This window comes from Paenibacillus sp. JT31N11, assembly GCF_056269285.1.
Map to the genome: position 1 here is coordinate 1,460,959 of NZ_JBWDNQ010000001.1, position 17,523 is coordinate 1,478,481.

The following is a 17,523-nucleotide window of genomic DNA, read 5'->3' on the forward strand; positions in this document are numbered from 1 at the left end:
CGAGCAGAATCCACCAATGAAGAGGGAAGCAAGTGATATATACTGATTTTGAAGATATGTACGACATTGTAAAATGTGAAATGGGGGATTCTTCATGAACGCAAGCGGCTTGGACGAGCAATTGGGCGGCGTCAGCAAATCGCTCCGCACGCTTCCCGGGTCTTTATTGCTCGGTTCGACGGGAGCCCGTTTATGGGCCGATTATTTGGAGCCCCGGCCCGGCTTTAGCGGCCGGTTCGATTTTATTCACAAGATCAATATTCCTTTGCTGTACACCGTATCGGCAGACGCTGCCGACAATTACGAGCCCTGCCGCGCCCGCTGGTATCCGAGCCATATGCGGATGGAATACGAAGGAGTCCGCTTCTCGCTGCAAGAACGGAAATTTATTTCATGGGACGACTGTGCCGTATCCTTTCAGACCTGGACCAACAAGGATACCGAGGAGCTTGTTCTGCGCCTCTCCACGTATGGTGACCTCTTCCATACAACGCCGGATGGCGGGCTAAACGGCACATTTCCTGTACCGCATCTAAGCTTCGATATCGACGCGGCGTTGACACTTAGCGATGCGAAGCTGTTAACCGGGCTCCGGCTGAAGCCGGGAGAGACGAGAACCTTCGCAATCGCGGCCGCCCTCGGCATCCACGGGAAGGATGAGCCCGAGCTGCTCAAGCGGAGGGCTGGCGCCTATGCCCTCGACAGGCCAGTCGAGCAGGCCTTCTCCGATTATATACAGGCTTACAGCCAGTGGTTCGACCGGGCGCCGGCCTTCCGCTGCAGCGATGAGCTGCTGAACAGAACCTGGGCTTACCGCTGGTTTCTGCTCCGCCATAATTTGGCCGAACCCAAGTACGGGAATCTGCAATCACCGTTATTCTATGAAGGCAGATCCCATAAGAAAAGCAAATCCCCATTCAGCAAAGGGGGCTGGGAGTTCTGCAAGCTGATCAATTTATCCGTCCCCCTGCACGTGATGGATGCCCGCTGGTACCACGACTCCTCTTACAGTGAAGGCCCCTTCAATAATATGAAGGACAATCCGAACGAGGACGGGATGTTCTGCTGTATGACCGTCGACACCGTCATGCACGCCTTTGCCAATTTCTCCTGCTGGGCCGCCTATCAGCTCTATCTGGTGCACCGGAACCGGGAGGCCATGGCGGCGCTGCTGCCGTCCCTGAAGGCGCAGCTGCCGGCCTGGAGCCGGGCGCACGGGAATGACCGCGACGAATTGATGATTGAATACCGCCACACCAGGACGGGAAAAGAATATCAGCCGAGCTACTGGTACTTCCACCAATTCCCGAGAAACCCCAAGGATCCGGCAACCTATACGCATGTGAAGAGAGTGGACCGGACGGTATACCATTATTTGAATACGCTTGCGGTAGCCAGGCTGTGCGAAGAGCTTGAGGACCCCGAAGCGGAGGAATTCCATAGGCGGGCAGAGGCGATCAAAAGCGATATTCTGTTAAAAATGTGGGATGAAGAGAGCGCTTTCTTCTACGACCTTCATCACGAAACCGACGAGAAGGCGCTGGTCAAAAATATCGTCGGCTTCTATCCGGCATGGGCGCAAATCATTGACACTGAACATGACGCGCTGATCGGTCATCTGTTCGAGCGGGGCGAGTTCGATACGGGCTGCCCGTTTCCGTCCGTATCCGCCGATTGCCCGGCCTATTCGAAGGATGGCGGCTGGATGGGCCATTTTGTCAAAGGCCGCAACGGCTGCGTATGGGACGGGCCGACATGGCCGTATACCAATTCCATCGTCCTTGATGCGCTGGCGAAGGAGAGCAAACGGCGCGAGCACCTGTTTGACCGCCAGTTCGCCCATTATTTGCGCGAATATTCATTCCTGCATTTCTTCAACCGGGACTTGAGCCAGCCCGGGCTTGTCGAGCATTACAACAGTGCCACCGGCGAGCCGCTCAGCGACGAGCAGGAATACAATCATTCCTTTTATATTGATCTGCTGATCACGCATGTGGCCGGATTGTCCGTAGAGAGCGACCGGCTCGTTCTGGATCCAATCGATACGGGGCTGGATTATTTCTGTCTGGAGCGGGTCCGGGCCGCAGGGGCTGAAATTCGGATTACGTACCGTAAGCCCGGAAGCGCGCCGGATGCGGCAGATATCGAAGAAGGATACCGTTTGTTTGTTAACGGCAAGCTTGTTTTCTCAAGCGGCCGGCTTAGCCGGTTCGAACTGCCTTTACGGGAAATCCGATCGTAAGCGAAAAGGGGCGAGCAAGGTGAATGGAAGAGTGAAGGAGCTCAGGGGCGAACGGTTCTTTGACCTCGACATCGATATATTCGTGAACCGTGAACAGGAGTCGTTCTCCCTCTGCCAGCACACGCATGATTTTGTCGAGATCTGCATCGTCGGAGAAGGATGCGGCTTCCATTATATTGAGGATCAAGTGCTGCCCGTCAAGCAGGGGGATTTGTTTCTGATCCCGATTGGCACCTCCCATGTATTCCGCCCATCCTCTCCGGAGCGCGACAAAGTGCTCGTCGTGTATAACTGTATTTTCCGCAATAGAGCGATTGAGAACTGGAGGCATTATTTCGCCGAGGATTCAGAGATGCTCCGCATGATCTATTACCCCCATGAGCGCAAGGGAAGATGGCTGCAGTTCCACGACAAGCACAACACGCTGCAGGCCATGTTCCATAATATGCACTGGGAGTATTTGAAACGGAACCAGGGCTGTGAAATTATATTGACCACCTCGCTCATCCAGATGCTGATGCTGCTGCAGCGTCTGGAGATGGAGCGGGATTTCACGCCTTCTCCGAACAACAAGCTGGAGGATGTCCTGCATTATATCAAGAATAATTACTCCAAGAATATTACGGCCCAGCATGTTGCGGACCATTTCTATATGAGCGTAAGCCATTTTCAGCGGCTGTTCAAAAAGTCGACGGAGCTGACGTTCATCCAGTATTTGCAGAATATCCGGATTCAGAAATGCTGCGATCTGCTGGAATCCACCGATATCTCCATTCACGAAACGGCCAATCTGGTCGGGTATCTGGATATGAAGTTTTTCCATGCGTTGTTCCGAAAAAAAACCGGGGTTACGCCGAGGCAGTACCGGCAGAACTACCAGGAACCGAAAATCGATTAACATCCCTTGCAAAGCGCGATTCACCTATAGAATGGGCAAGCATCGCCTATAATTCGCGCAGGCGGCCCATATATAATGAGAACACATAATGGAAGTTTTGAAACCGTTCTCATTACCGGGCTGCATTCCCTTATAGGTCGGATGGGTACGAAGCAAGAAAAAACGGAGGTGTGCGAGCAGTGGGCTGCATTGTGCTGAACCATGTGGAGAAACGCTACGGCAAGGACAAATTATATGCCGTGAAGGATTTTAATCTGGAGATCGAGGACGGGGAATTTCTCGTTATGGTCGGTCCGTCCGGATGCGGGAAGTCGACGACATTAAGAATGATCGCGGGACTTGAGGACATATCCTCGGGCGAAATCTTTATCGGGGACAGGCTGGTCAATCATTTGCCGTCAAAGGATCGCGATATTGCGATGGTGTTCCAGAACTATGCGCTGTATCCGAATATGAATGTTTATGAGAATATCGCGTTCAGTCTGCGCATGCGCAAGCTGCCCAAGCATGAGATCGATCTGGCGGTCAAGAAAGCGGCGCGTACGCTTGAAATCGAAAATTTTCTCGGGCGCAAGCCGAAGGAGCTGTCCGGCGGCCAGCGCCAGCGAGTCGCGCTTGGCCGGGCGATTGTGCGCAGCCCGCAGGTGTTCCTGATGGATGAGCCGCTCTCCAATCTCGATGCGAAGCTGAGGGTACAGATGCGGACCGAGCTGATCAAGCTGCATAAGCAGCTTGGCGTCACGACAGTATACGTGACGCATGATCAGGTCGAAGCGATGACGATGGGCAGCCGCATCGTCGTGATGAAGGACGGCATCGTTCAGCAGGTCGATACGCCGCAAAATATTTACTTAAATCCGGCAAATATGTTCGTGGCCGGATTCATGGGCAGCCCTCCGATCAATTTCATCGAAGGGAAGCTGCTTGAAGGCCCGGAAGGCCTGCTGGAATTTCATACGAAGCAGTATGCGCTCGCCATCCCGGCAAGCCAGTCGAACAGGCTGATCGAGAAGCGAAAAGTCAACCGGGTCGTCACGATCGGCATCCGCAGCGAGCATGTGCATCTGGACCCGGCCTACCGCGACGCGCACCCGCGCTCGCAAATTCCGGGCAGCCATAAAATCAGCGAGTTTATGGGAGCTGATCTCTTTTTGTATGCGGATATCGGGGCATCCAATCTGTTCATCGCACGCGCTGATCTCGATCAGACCTATGATGATAACGAGAAAGTAACGCTTACTCTGGATCTGCGGAAGGCGCTTTATTTTGATACCGATACAGGTGAAAATTTAATGCAGTAACGATTAGCATGTGGAGGGATGCAAGTTGAAAACGTTGTTGCGTTTTCGGGCAGGGATCGTGATCATGCTGTTCCTGCTTCTGTTATTCGGCACAGCCATTGACGGTTACGCCGGATCGCCGGATCTGTCCGGCGAGAACACGGCCGCTTCCGGCGATCCGGATGCGGAGTCTCCGGAACCGGACATTGCCCGGTCCGATGCAGGAGCTAACCCTGCTTCAGGGGATGTCGGCTCAGCGCTTGCGGCGGCGGATGCCCCGGAGCCATATTATATCGAACTGCTGGAGCAGTGGAAGCAGAAGGGAATCGTTGCCGGGCAAAGCGGAACGATTGCCATACCGGGTACCGATTATTCGAGACAATCGGAGCAGGCGAAGGTTGCAGCAGGCTCCTTCGAGAACAAGGACGATGTGCTTATCTGGAGCGCCGTGTCCGACGAATGGATCGAATATGAGGTAGACATTGCGCAGGATGGGCTGTATGCGATCGATGTATCCTACCATCCGTTCATCGGTGAAAAATACCGCAAGCCGATTACGCTTGGCCTGACCTTCGATTATGTCAGCCCGTATCTGGAGTCAAGGTCCGTGCAACTCTACCGGCAATGGCAGGACCAGATGCCGGCGAAAAAGGATGACTACGGCGATGAAATCCGTCCGCCGTCGATCGATGTCAGCGGGTGGAAGACGGAGCCGTTAAGAGATTCGGGAGGCTCCTACGAAAGCCCGCTGCTGTGGCATTTGTCCGCGGGGAAGCATATTATGCGGCTCTCGGGCAGCGATCCGGTGGCAATCGAGAAGATTGAGCTGCATGCGCCGCTCAAAATTGAAGATTACAAGACGGTCAGAAGCAAACAGCCGGAGAATGCGGCATCGCCCTCCGGCGATCCCATTGTCATAGAAGCGGAACAGGCGTCCTCGAAGAACGACTCCTCCATTCCGCTCGCCTACGACAACAATATTTCGTCCACTCCTTACGAGAGAGGCAAGATGGTCTATAACGTCATCAACGGAGAGCGCTGGTCGACAGGCAATCAGGAGATTACGTGGACCTTCGATGTTCCGGAAAGCGGTATGTACAAAATCGCCATGCGCGCCCAGCAGTCCTATTCGTCGAACCGCTCCACGTTCAGGACCATTTCCGTGAACGGACAGGTGCCGTTCTCGGAGCTTGCGGCTTACCGGTTTCCTTATGCGACCGGCTGGCAGGGCATTACGCTTGAGGACGGGGAGGGAGCGCCGTTTGAATTTGCGCTGAACAAAGGTACGAATACGCTGACGATGCGCGTGACACAGGCACCGCTCAAACCGCTGTTGGTCGAGTTGGAGAACATCATATCCGATATGAAGGAACGGGGATTGGATATCCAGGCGCTGACCGGCGGCACTGTGGACGCGAACCGGACCTGGAATGTCGAACGCGACCTGCCGGGGTTTGTCGGTCAATTCGGGGAGCTGTACGACCGTCTTGCCGGAGTCCAGGAGAGCCTTGTGGCCGTGAACGGCCGTTCCGATGCGGTAACGCAGGGGATCGTCACGGTCGTGAAGGATTTGAAGGAGCTTCTTGACAATATCAATCGTGTTCCTTACGAAGCGGATAAGCTGGTGAATATGGAGGGCAAGCTGGCCGATTATCTGCAGCAGCTCAATGCTCAGCCGCTCCAGCTCGACCGGATCTATGTTGTGCCGTCAGGCAAGAAGATTCCGAGAATGACCTCGACCTTCTTCCAGGAGCTCAAAGGTTCCATTTCCGATTTTCTGTATACGTTCAAGCCCAAATCGGAGCTGAGCAGCGTGGACGACGGAGTGTTGAACGTCTGGGTGCAGCGGGGAAGGGACTACGTCAATCTGATTCAGCAGCTGACCGATGAAATGTTTACGGCGGAGACCGGAATCAAGGTGAAGGTTAACCTGCTTCCCGATTCCGATCTGCTTGTCCTGATGAACGCCGCCGGAATCGCGCCCGACGTGGCGCTCGGATTGTCGCAGGATCTGCCGTTCGAATACGCCCTGCGGGGCGGATTGTACAATCTTGCCCAATTTCCGGACTTCAATCAGCTTTATGAGCGTTTTGCTCCGGGTACGTGGATACCGTTCTATTACAACGGAGGTTATTACGGCGTCCCGGAAACGCAAACCTTCGAAATGCTCTATTACCGCAAGGATATTCTGGACCGGTTGGGACAGAAGGTTCCCGGCACATGGGAGGAAGTTTACAAGATGCTGCCTACGCTGCAGCAAAACAACATGAATATGCCTCCGGTGCCTTATACCCCGTTCTTCTACCAGAACGGTGCCGAATTCTTCACGCCGGACGGATTGAAGACGGCTTTATCGTCGCAGAAGGGATTCCAGGGCTTCAAGGAATGGACGGATTTGTACAATGTCCATGCTGCGGACCAGTCGCTGGCCAGCTTCTTCCAGGGGTTCCGCAGCGGAACGGTGCCTATGGGGATTTCCGATATTACCACCTATATTCAATTGATGGTGGCAGCACCGGAATTGAATGGCCTCTGGGGAATAGCGCCGGTTCCGGGCGTCAAGCAGGAGGATGGCACGATCACCCGCTGGATGAGCGGGGGCGTGCAAAGCGGCGTTATTTTCAAAAACTCGAAAAAGGCCGAGGAAGGCTGGGAATTCCTGAAATGGTGGACCTCTGCCGCCGTTCAGGAGCGGTTCGGGAACGATATCGAAACGCTCAACGGCGTGACCTTCCGGTGGAATACTTCCAATATTGAAGCCTTTATGTCGCTGCCCTGGAAGCCGGAGGATGTCGACAGCATTCTGGAGCAGTGGAGATGGTTCAAGGAGGTGCCTAATGTGCCCGGTTCCTATTATTTGGCCCGTGAGCTTCAGAATGCATGGAACCGGACGGTGCTGGACGGGATCAACTCCCGCAGCTCGCTGGAGACGGCGATCAAGGAGATCGAGCGGGAAATGACGCGGAAGCTTGCGGAGTTCAAGTTCATTGACGGCAGCGGCAAGGCCGTCCATTCCTTGAACCTGCCGGCCGTGACAGAGCCGTGGAAAGGAGTGGAGCCGTATGTTAAAGGCGGAAGCAAGTAAGGCGGGTCTCTCTCAGACTGCCGTTCAGGAGATGGTGCGGAAGAACAAGACGTTCTTCGCCACCGTATGGTCCTACCGCGTCTCCTATTTGTTCATTGCGCCGTTCATGATCTGCTTCACCGTATTTATCATGATTCCGGTCGCGGCGGCCTTCGGGCTCAGCTTTACGTATTTCAACTCCCTGGAGCCTCCCCGGTTTGTCGGGTGGGACAATTTCCGCTATATGATTTCGCAGGATTTGCTCTTTATCAAATACGCGCTGCCTAATACATTCAAGTTCTCCGTGATCGTCGGGCCGGGGGGCTATATAGCCGCCTTTATGCTTGCCTGGCTGATCTCGATCCTGCCGGGCAGGTCCCGCAAATGGTTCGCGCTGGCGATGTACTCCCCGTCCCTGACGGGGGGCGTCGCCATGGCGATCGTCTGGCAGCCTATGCTGACCGGGGACCGCATCGGATACCTGAACAGCTTCCTGCTCAAGCTCGGGCTGATCGGCGAGCCGCAGCTGTGGGTGACGAGCAAGGAATATCTGATGACCTCGATGATCGGCGTAACGCTCTGGTCCAGCATGGGGATCGGATTCCTCGCTATGCTGGCCGGGATCCTGAATGTGAATGCCGAGCTGTATGAGGCAGGGAAGCTGGATGGAATTAAAAGCCGTCTGGAGGAAATATGGTACATTACGATTCCTTCCATGAAGCCGCAAATGCTGTTCGGCGCGGTCATGGCCATTGTCGGCACATTCAAGGCCGGCGGAATCGGCACACAGCTGTCCGGCATGAATCCGACGCCGGAGTATTCGGGGCATTTGATCGTCAACCACATTAACGATTACGGGTTCATCCGCATGGAGCTTGGGTACGCCACGGCGTTATCCGTCTTTCTTCTGTTCATGATGTATCTGGCCAACAAATTTTGCTGGAGATTGTTCGGCACCAAGGAGGATGAATGATGAAACAAGCTGCTGCCTGGAATTTACGGCTGTGGAAGAGACGCCCGAAGCATTTTCGCCTGAGTCCGACGGAGAAAATTTCGGCGTTCCTTCTTGTCCTTCTCAGCATTTTCATGCTGATGCCGCTTGTCTATATTTTCAATAATGCCCTAAAGCCCTATCAGGAGCTGTTCATCTATCCGCCAACGCTGTGGGTGCGCAACCCTTCGTTTCAAAACTTCATCGAGCTGTGGGCGATTACGAAAAATTCGGCTATCCCGATGTCGCGATACATCTTCAACAGCGTATTTGTAGCCGTGCTCACGGTTATTCTTGTGACAGGCGTCAGCGCCATGTGCGCTTATCCGATTTCCAAGCATAAATTTCCGGGACATAAGATTGTCTTCGGCGCCATTCTGCTCACCCTCTTGTTCGCACCGGAAACCGTGGCCATTCCGCGCTATCTGGTTGTCAGCAAGCTGGGGATCATGAACACTTATTTCGGCCATCTGCTGCCGATGGTGGCGGTGCCTGTCGGTGTCTTCCTCATGAAGCAGTTCATCGACCAGCTCCCGAACGAGCTGCTCGATTCGGCCAAGATGGATGGGGCCAGGGAGTTTACCATCTTCCTGAAAATCGTCATTCCGATCTGCATGCCGGCAGTCGCGACAATCAGCATTATCGCTTTCCAGGACGCCTGGGGAAATACAGAGACGTCCAGCCTCTTCATGCAGGACGAAACGATGAAGACCTTTCCTTTCTTTATTTCGACGCTGACCTCCAACATGGCCAACAATGTGGCCAGACAGGGAGCGGCGACAGCGGCGGCGCTGATCATGTTCCTGCCGAATTTGATTATATTCCTGCTCTTCCAGAGCAAGGTTATTGCCACCATGGCTCATTCGGGCATCAAGTGACAAGAAGTATACGGAGGTCTAAAGCATGAATAACAAACGCGGCAGGCTGTGGTCGGCCCTTATACTGATCATGCTGAGCGCCGCATTATTGCCGGCAACGGCTTACGCCAATGTGAAATACGCCACGTTCACGAAGAACAGCGCAGGAAACCTGGTCTGGCTGCAGCCAGCCTACATCCCGATTGATGTGATCGGGGAAGATCTGTATCTTGCCGATCCGCAGGACCCGTCCGTCAGGACGGTATCGTCCATGCAGCATCCCAAGGACATTTATATCGATTCAGACGATCAAATCTTTATTGCCGACACGGGCAACAATCGGATCGTCCATCTGGACAGGGACGGCAAGCTTATCCGCTACATCACGGTTCCGGAGAGCCCGTTGAACAAGCCCGAAGGGGTGTTTGTGACCGAGGCTGGCGACATATTCATTGCCGATACGGGCAACCGCAGAATCGTCAAACTGGACAAAAACGGCAAGATGGTCCAGGAGATCGCCAAGCCTTCTTCGCCCTTTATCTCCGACACCTTCGTATTCACTCCCGTGAAGCTGATCGTCGATGAACGCGGCTTTCTGTACGTCGCTTCGCAGGGCAGCTACGAAGGGCTGCTGGTGCTGGATCCAGACGGCAGTCTGCAGGGATATTTCGGAACGAACCAGACCGTGCTGTCTGCCCTGGATGCCTTGAAGCGATGGCTGTATACCGAGGAAATGTATGCGAGAGAAGTGCAGAAAAGGCCGGAAACGATCAACAGTCTGGCCACCGACGGCAGCGGATTCATCTATACCGTCACCGGAGGCGCAATTTCGGGCAATCAATTGAAGAAGCTGAATTCGCGCGGGGATAATATGCTTCGCAGCTCCCAGGGCTCGTTCGGAGAATTCCGTGCGGCTGATACGCGGGATTTGGCGCCGACCGCTCTGAAGACGCCTCAGCTGATTGACGTGGCCGTGGACAGCGACGGAAATATTGCCGTGGTCGATCAGCAATTCAAGTATATCAGCCACTACGACAGCAACGGGAACCTGCTTTATTTCTGGGGCGGGCCGTCATCGGCGGGAACCTCCCAGATCGGGCTCATGAAGAGTCCGGCAGCGCTCGATTTCAACTCCAGGAACGAGCTGTATGTGCTGGATGACCAGGAAAATATTATTCAGAAATTCCGGATGTCGGAATTTGGCGGCAAGGTCATTCAAGCGAACAAGCTGACCCTGTCCGGCTTCTATACGGAGAGCGAGCAGCTGTGGAGGGAAGTGCTGCGGATGAATGCCGAATTTCCTCCGGCAATCGAAGGCCTGGCGCAGGCAGCCTTCAAGAAGGAGCAGTATGTTGAAGCAGGAAAATTATTCAAGGCAGTCGGCAACCAGGAAGGATATTCCGAGTCGTTCTGGCAAACGCGTCTGCAGTGGTTCCAGAAAAACTTCTCGTGGATTGCCAGCGTCATTCTGATCGGCTTCCTGCTGATGGTTGGGCTGGAGAAATGGCCGGTAACGAGAAGGCTGCGGGCGAAGTGGCGCAGCCGGGAACGCTCGCGCAATCCGCTCATTACGCATTTCAAGCATGCCTTCTATATCCTGCGCCATCCGGTCGACGGCTTTACCGCCATCCGCTATGAGGGCAAGGGCACCTATTGGAGCGCCGCCATTCTCATTGCCGGCACCTATTCGGCGCTGCTGATCCGCGAATACGTGACCAGCTTCTCGTTTCAACTCACGGCTTTCGTCAATGTCTATACGGTGTTCACTCAATTCTTCATCGTATGGATCACCTGGGTCATCGCAAATTACCTGGTCAGCTCGATTTACCGGGGCGAAGGCCGGTTCAGAGATATTTTTATCGGCAGCGCTTATGCGCTCGTCCCCTATATTCTGATCGGCATCCCGCTCGCTTTCCTGTCGAATGCGATGACCTTATCCGAATCATCCATTTATCATTTTATCTCCCAGGGTCTGGTCATCTGGATCGGACTGCTCATGTTCTGGAATACGCAGTGGATCCACAATTACAGCGTGGGGGAAACGCTGATCAATATTTTCCTGACGCTCGTTACGATGATTGTAATCGGCATTCTGCTCTTCATTACGCTTGGCTTGACAAGCGACTTTATATCATTCCTTTATGAAATTTATCAGGAGGTGTCGCTAAGATGATGGGGCTTAAAGCGCTGTCGGGCAAGCGGAGCTTGTTCGCCATCCTCATTGCCGTCCTTATTGCGGCCTTCATCCTGTACGCTTCGGCCCGCGTCAAGATCGAATGGGGGCTGGCTGCGCCAACCGTTGCGGTGCCGAAGGATACGGAGGCGGGAACCGCTCAGGCCAAGCCGCCCGTATTGCCGGAGCAGGATGGGTTCGAGCTGGCTGCGGAGACGGATATTTTACGGCTTAAGATGAACCGGGCTACCGGACATTTTATTGTGGAGGACAAGCGGAGCAATGAAGAGTACTACTCGTATCCCGATCCGGAATATTGGTCGGAGGAGACGGTGTCGAGCACGTGGAAACAGCATTTGTCTTCACCTTTCATGCTTCAATACGCGGACTTCTCGGAGCCGATCGTAAATCCGAAGGATATGAGCTTCTCGCCGGGAATCGACCGGATTGATAATCTCGAATTGATTCCCGGAGGATTCCAGCTCACGTATGTGCTGCCTGAGGCGGGTTTTGCGATTCCGGTACAGGTCACGATTGAAGGCGATTACGTCCAGACGAAGATTGTAAGGGAGGGCATTAAAGAAGACCGCCTGGGTCTCATCTGGATCCGGCTGTTCCCCTTCTTCGGCGCAGTCCATACGGACGGCCGGGAGGGCTATATGCTCATTCCCGACGGAACGGGGGCGCTAATCAAATTCAAAGACAATACGTTGAACGTCAATAAGGTCTATGACGAGAGCGTGTACGGGGCGGATATGGTCTATAACGGATTGGACAACAACCGGAATCCGGTCGCCATGCCTGTCTTCGGAATGAAATCGGATGACAAGGGGTTCGTCGCCGTCCTTCACGAGGGCGAAGAATATGCCAATATCGTGGCGTCACCGGCAGGGGTGTTCAGCGGCTATAACTGGATCGCCCCGCAGATGAATTACAGGTCCAGCTTCCTGCAATATACCAGGAGGAACAATGCCGAGGATCCGGGCTTTGTCGATTTCAACAAGGACGAGCTGTTTGGAAGCGACCGCGTTGTCCGGTATTACATCCTCGGCAAGGGCAGCTCGGATTATGTCGGCATGGCCGCAAGATACCGCCAGTATTTAATGGAAGAGAAGGGACTTGCGAAGACCGGGGCCGGGAAGTCAGGCGTACCGCTCCATGTTACCGTTATCGGCGGGGACCAGGAGAAGGGGACCTTGACCAACCGCTATATTAAAGGAACCACCACGCTTGAAGCAGAGCAGATGCTTAAGTCTATGCATGACAAGGGGATCGGAAATATGTCCGTCACGTATTCGGGCTGGCAGCAGGGCGGCTACAGCGAATTCGGACGGACGCTGCCGGTCGACCCGGCCATCGGCGGCGACGACGGGATGAAGAAGTTTGTCGACTATGCCCACAGCCTTGGGGCTCCGGTATACCTGGACACCGAATACGGCTTGAACAATACAGGCGCGGGAGGCTTCGAGAAGAAATTCGCGGGCGTGGCGAATCTTGCCGGCCAGAATATCGATGTCCGCATGCTCTACAACACCGACAGCATATCTGCCGTCAGCGACAAATTCGCCATGAAATCCATGAACGATGATCTGGCGGATTACAGGAAGCTGGGTGTGGACGGCCTTGTGGTCAACCGGATCGGAAGGGAGCTGTACAGCGACTACAACACCCAATATGGCTCATCCCGGGACGAAGCGAGGGACGTGCAGACCGATATTTTGAAGTCCATTCAGGACAAATTGGGCGGTGTTGAGGGAGTCAGCTCGAATTTCTACGCATTGCCTTACGTGCATCATATCCAGAACATGGTCTCGGATTATTCCTATGATCTGTTCTCCGATGAGGCGGTTCCTTTCGCGCAAATTGCGACGCATGGCCTGATTACCTATTCATTCGATTATTCGAATAACCGCGACGAGAATATCAACGGCTTCCTGCGCGAAATCGAATACGGCTCCGTTCCCTCTTATGTGTTCACCCATGCGGATACAAGCGATTTTCTGAATGCGTACGGCATCCGTTTCTACAGCACGAAGTTTTCCGACTGGGCATCGGTCGCGGCGGAGGAGTACAAGCGGTTCAACGAGGCGCTGGGGGATGTGCAGAACCTCTTTATCGTGGGCCACAGATCGCTTGCACCGAACGTGAAGGAAACGACCTACGAGAACGGCAAGCGGATTATCGTCAATTATAATACGGAGCCGTTCCGCAGCGGAAATGTGGACGTTCCGGCGCAAAACTTCATTGTCATGGAAGGAGGCACGGCAGGCCGATGAACCGGAGAATCAAGCTTAAGGCGACTTTGATGGAATATGTGGATGGCACGATTTTTATAGCTCCCTGGTTTATCGGGTTCTTGTTGTTTATGGCCTTCCCCCTCGGCTTCTCCCTGTATATGAGCTTCCGCAAGGTGATGGTGGTGGCAACAGGGATCACAAGCTCCAGCGTGGGCCTGAAAAATTACAAAACGATACTGCTGGAGGACGGCAGTCTCCTGTATAACGATTTGATCCCTTTCCTGCAGAAAACCTTGTTCATGGTGCCCATCATCGTTATTTTCGCGCTGCTGATCGCGATTATGCTGAACCAGAAATTCGCCGGACGCTCGCTGTTCCGGGCCATTTTCTTTCTTCCTGTCATTCTGTCGACGGGGCAGGTCGTCAGCGAGCTCCTGACGCAGGGCGAGGGCGGTCTCGGCTTTATGTCCAAATACAATGTTTCGGGTCTGATCAGCGGGAACCTGTCTTCCACCTGGTCGACTCCGCTCTTGTGGATACTCAGCTCGTTCGTGCTGATTTTGTGGTATTCCGGGGTCCAGATTCTGATTTTTCTGGGCGGACGGCAGACCATCTCCAATTCGGCCTACGAAGCGGCCCGTATCGACGGGGCCGGCCCCTGGGCGACATTTTGGAAAATTACGCTTCCGGCCATGACGCCGTTTATTTTCCTGAACATGATCTATACGGTCGTCGATTTGTTCACTTTTCCCACCAACCCGATCATCATGCAGGTCCGCGACAGCGAATACGGGCAGTACAGTGCGCTGATCTGGATTTATTTCATTATTATCAGCTTCTTTCTGGCTATTATTTTCCTGTTCTTCAGCAGAGCAACCAGGTCGCAGCGGCGGTCCGTATAAGCATGCCTGCAATAAACGAAATGAAGAGGTGAGACAAGATGGAGAAAATATTGGCCAAAATCACTCTGCGAACAAAACGCCCGGACGCTTCCTCCTTCCTGAACCGGCTGACCAGAATCCGTTATTTGATTTTCGGCAGAGAAGCGGATAAAGGTCTGATTTACAAAGCGTTTATTTATCTGATTCTGATCGACGCTGCCTATATCTATTTGAAGCCCGTCCTGCACATGGTGACAACGATGGTCAAGAACGGGTCGGATCTGCTGGATCCCTCGGTGAACTGGATACCGAATGCCATCTACCTTGGCAATTTGCAGGAGGCGTGGACATGGCTGAAATATCCGCAGGCGCTGGGCTTGAGCATGCTGCTATCCTGCTCCGTGGCGCTGCTGCAGACCTGCTCCTGCGCGGTCGCGGGTTATGCCTTTGCCAGGCTTAAAGTGCCTTTCAAATCGGTCTTGTTCTTCTTTCTGCTGCTGACGTTCATCGTTCCCCTCCAGCTGACGGTCCTGCCCAATCTGGTTTTTGCCAGAGTGACGGGGGTACTGGATACGATCATTCCGATTATCGTTCCCGCGATTTTCGGGCTGGGGCTTAAGGGAGCGCTGTTTGTCATCATCTATCGGCAGTTCTTCTCCACCCAGCCCAAGGAGCTGGAAGAGGCAGCGAGAATCGACGGGGCAAATGTATACAAGGTCTTCCTCAGGGTCATGCTGCCCTTGGCCAAGCCGGCCATTCTTGTTGTATTCCTGTTCTCCTTCGTCTGGACATGGAATGACTTCTACCTGCCCAGCATGTATCTGTCCAATGTGGAGACGCCGCCCCTGTCCCTCGGGATATCGCGCATCGCCACCATGCTCCGGGATCAGGCTGAGCTCAGCGGGCCTTCGATCTTCACCGAACCGATCAGCATGGCGACGACGTTCCTGATGATCCTGCCGCCGATCGTGCTGTATATGTTCGCGCAGCGCTGGTTCATTGAAGGGGTTGAGAGAACGGGGCTTGTGGAATAAGCGATAGTTGAGAAATATCGCCTATAAAGGTGAAATAATCCGCCTACAAGCAGGAAGCGCTTTCGCGATAAATTAGAAGGGCAGTGGAAGGAAGTGGAATTCCAAGCGGGCACGAAATTTACAGTCAGGGGGAGGTTAAATGAAAACAGCTGCGGGGCCGCGTCATGACGGCCCGCTGGTAAGAGCGGAGGGAATTACCAAGGTGTTCGGACACGGAACCGGTGCGGTGACCGTTCTGCAGGGAGCAAGCCTTGCGATCCGGCCGCAGAGTCTTGTGGCAATCAAAGGAAGGTCGGGCTCGGGCAAGACGACGCTCCTGAATATATTGGGAGCGCTTGACCGGCCGACGGAAGGAGCGGTGTATTACGGGGATGCGGAAATCGGCGGGCTGTCCGAGCACAAACGCAACAAGCTGCGACGAAGCAAAATCGGGCTGATTTTCCAATCGTTCGCTCTTGTGCCGATGATGTCCGCCTATGAGAATGTGGAGTTCGCCCTGCGCATTGCGGGCATTCCCGCCGCAAGCCACCGGAGTTATGCGGTCAAAGCGCTTGAACTGGTGGGGCTCAAGGACCGGATGAAGCACCGGCCGTTCGAAATGTCGGGAGGCGAGCAGCAGCGGGTCGCCATTGCAAGGGCCATCGCCCATAAGCCTTCGCTTATTCTATCGGACGAACCGACGGCGGAGCTCGACAGCCGAATGGGTCTTCAGGTCATGAGGGTTTTTACGGATCTGGTCAAGCACGAGGGAATGACGATTATAATGACGACGCATGACGCCGCCATTATGGAAATCGTCGATCATGTCTATGCATTGGAGGATGGTCGCATTGTCGATTAGAGGAAACCGGCTTCGAACCGTACTCGGCGTGTTCGTCGTCAGCTTGTGCCTGTCGGGCTGTTCCCTGCTTCCGGCCGAAGAACAGGTGCTCAAGCCGCCGCTTGCCAAGCCCGTCAAGCAGAATCTCGAAACGGCGGATGTGACGCAAGGCGATATCGTCAAACAAATTACGGGAGTGGCGACCTTCGTTTCGGACAAAATGGACTATCTGTTCTTCAGGGAATCCGGCGGCAGATTATCGCAAATAAATGTCAGTTCGGGCAAAACGGTAAAGGCGGGCGATATTCTGCTGTCCACGGAAACAGACGAACTGGAAGCGAAGGTGCAGCTGCAGGAAATCGCCATTGAGAAAATCAAGATTGAACTGGAGCAGGCGACTGCAGCAAACGGGGCGAAGGATCCGTCGGTCAGGACCATTACGCTTGATCTGGAGAGCGCCCAAATCCAGATGGATCTGCTTCGCAAACAGCTTCAGAATACAAGACTCGTATCTACCGTCAGCGGTCTTGTCACGTATATCGAACCGATGGAGCTTGGGGAACAGGTTACCGCCTACAAGAAATTGGTGACGATTTCCGATCCGGGCAAGATGAAGCTTGTATACGAGGCGTCGGACCGCGGCAATTTGGCAGGGGTACAGATCAATATGAACGTCAGTGTCAAGATCAAGGACAAAACCTATCAGGGAAAAGTCGTTCAAATCCCGTCGACGGCGCCAAAAAACGATAATGAAGCGATCGAAGCCCGCAACGCCAAATCGGTTCTCGTCGATGTGGCGGGGCTGCCATCGGACGTGAACATCGGCGACCAGGCGGACATCACCATCGTCACGGAAAACAGGGATGCGGTATTGATTATTCCAAGATCGGGCCTGCGTTCCTACATGGAGCGCGATTATGTGCAGGTGCTGGAAGGGGAAAGCCGCAAAGAGATCGATGTGGAGAAGGGTATTGTAACCGATACGCAGGTGGAAATCAGAAAAGGCCTGACGAAAGGGCAGAAGGTGATTCTGGGGGGCTGAAGCA

The 17,523-nt window shown here is 54.1% G+C and carries 12 protein-coding genes; all 12 read left to right on the plus strand.

Features of this window, described 5'->3' with window-relative positions:
* The first annotated feature begins 94 nt into the window (after positions 1-94).
* A complete protein-coding gene (locus tag AC0YNV_RS06415) occupies positions 95-2,242 on the plus strand; it encodes an MGH1-like glycoside hydrolase domain-containing protein (RefSeq protein ID WP_475766794.1) in 2,148 nt (715 codons plus the stop codon).
* Positions 2,243-2,261: 19 nt separating this feature from the next.
* Positions 2,262-3,140 carry a helix-turn-helix domain-containing protein gene (locus AC0YNV_RS06420; protein ID WP_475766795.1) on the plus strand — a complete coding sequence of 293 codons (879 nt, stop codon included), beginning with the start codon at positions 2,262-2,264 and terminating at the stop codon, positions 3,138-3,140.
* A gap of 179 nt (positions 3,141-3,319) precedes the next feature.
* Positions 3,320-4,441 (plus strand): ABC transporter ATP-binding protein, encoded by a 1,122-nt coding sequence (locus tag AC0YNV_RS06425; protein ID WP_475766797.1) that lies wholly within the window; start codon positions 3,320-3,322, stop codon positions 4,439-4,441.
* 25 nt (positions 4,442-4,466) lie between these two features.
* On the plus strand, positions 4,467-7,505 hold the full coding sequence (locus AC0YNV_RS06430; protein WP_475766799.1) for an extracellular solute-binding protein: 3,039 nt from the start codon (positions 4,467-4,469) through the stop codon (positions 7,503-7,505).
* A gap of 31 nt (positions 7,506-7,536) precedes the next feature.
* The gene (locus tag AC0YNV_RS06435; protein WP_475767318.1) at positions 7,537-8,457 is read left to right on the plus strand and encodes a carbohydrate ABC transporter permease; all 921 of its coding nucleotides are present in this window, start codon (positions 7,537-7,539) and stop codon (positions 8,455-8,457) included.
* Complete coding sequence (locus AC0YNV_RS06440) at positions 8,454-9,353, plus strand: carbohydrate ABC transporter permease (protein WP_379113237.1); 900 nt, start codon at positions 8,454-8,456, stop codon at positions 9,351-9,353. The genes AC0YNV_RS06435 and AC0YNV_RS06440 overlap by 4 nt, the downstream gene beginning before the upstream one ends.
* Positions 9,354-9,378: 25 nt before the next feature.
* The gene (locus AC0YNV_RS06445) at positions 9,379-11,505 is read left to right on the plus strand and encodes a YIP1 family protein (RefSeq protein ID WP_475766801.1); all 2,127 of its coding nucleotides are present in this window, start codon (positions 9,379-9,381) and stop codon (positions 11,503-11,505) included.
* Positions 11,502-13,781, plus strand: a complete 2,280-nt coding sequence (locus tag AC0YNV_RS06450) for a DUF5696 domain-containing protein (protein ID WP_475766803.1) — start codon at positions 11,502-11,504, stop codon at positions 13,779-13,781. The genes AC0YNV_RS06445 and AC0YNV_RS06450 overlap by 4 nt, the downstream gene beginning before the upstream one ends.
* Positions 13,778-14,644 carry a carbohydrate ABC transporter permease gene (locus AC0YNV_RS06455; protein WP_210045962.1) on the plus strand — a complete coding sequence of 289 codons (867 nt, stop codon included), beginning with the start codon at positions 13,778-13,780 and terminating at the stop codon, positions 14,642-14,644. Before AC0YNV_RS06450 ends, AC0YNV_RS06455 begins: the two co-directional genes overlap by 4 nt.
* A gap of 38 nt (positions 14,645-14,682) precedes the next feature.
* Positions 14,683-15,657, plus strand: coding sequence for a carbohydrate ABC transporter permease (locus tag AC0YNV_RS06460; RefSeq protein WP_475766805.1), 975 nt, complete (start codon positions 14,683-14,685; stop codon positions 15,655-15,657).
* Positions 15,658-15,796: 139 nt separating this feature from the next.
* Positions 15,797-16,498, plus strand: coding sequence for an ABC transporter ATP-binding protein (locus AC0YNV_RS06465; RefSeq protein WP_475766807.1), 702 nt, complete (start codon positions 15,797-15,799; stop codon positions 16,496-16,498).
* A complete protein-coding gene (locus AC0YNV_RS06470) occupies positions 16,488-17,519 on the plus strand; it encodes an efflux RND transporter periplasmic adaptor subunit (protein ID WP_475766808.1) in 1,032 nt (343 codons plus the stop codon). The genes AC0YNV_RS06465 and AC0YNV_RS06470 overlap by 11 nt, the downstream gene beginning before the upstream one ends.
* The last annotated feature ends 4 nt before the right edge of the window (positions 17,520-17,523 follow it).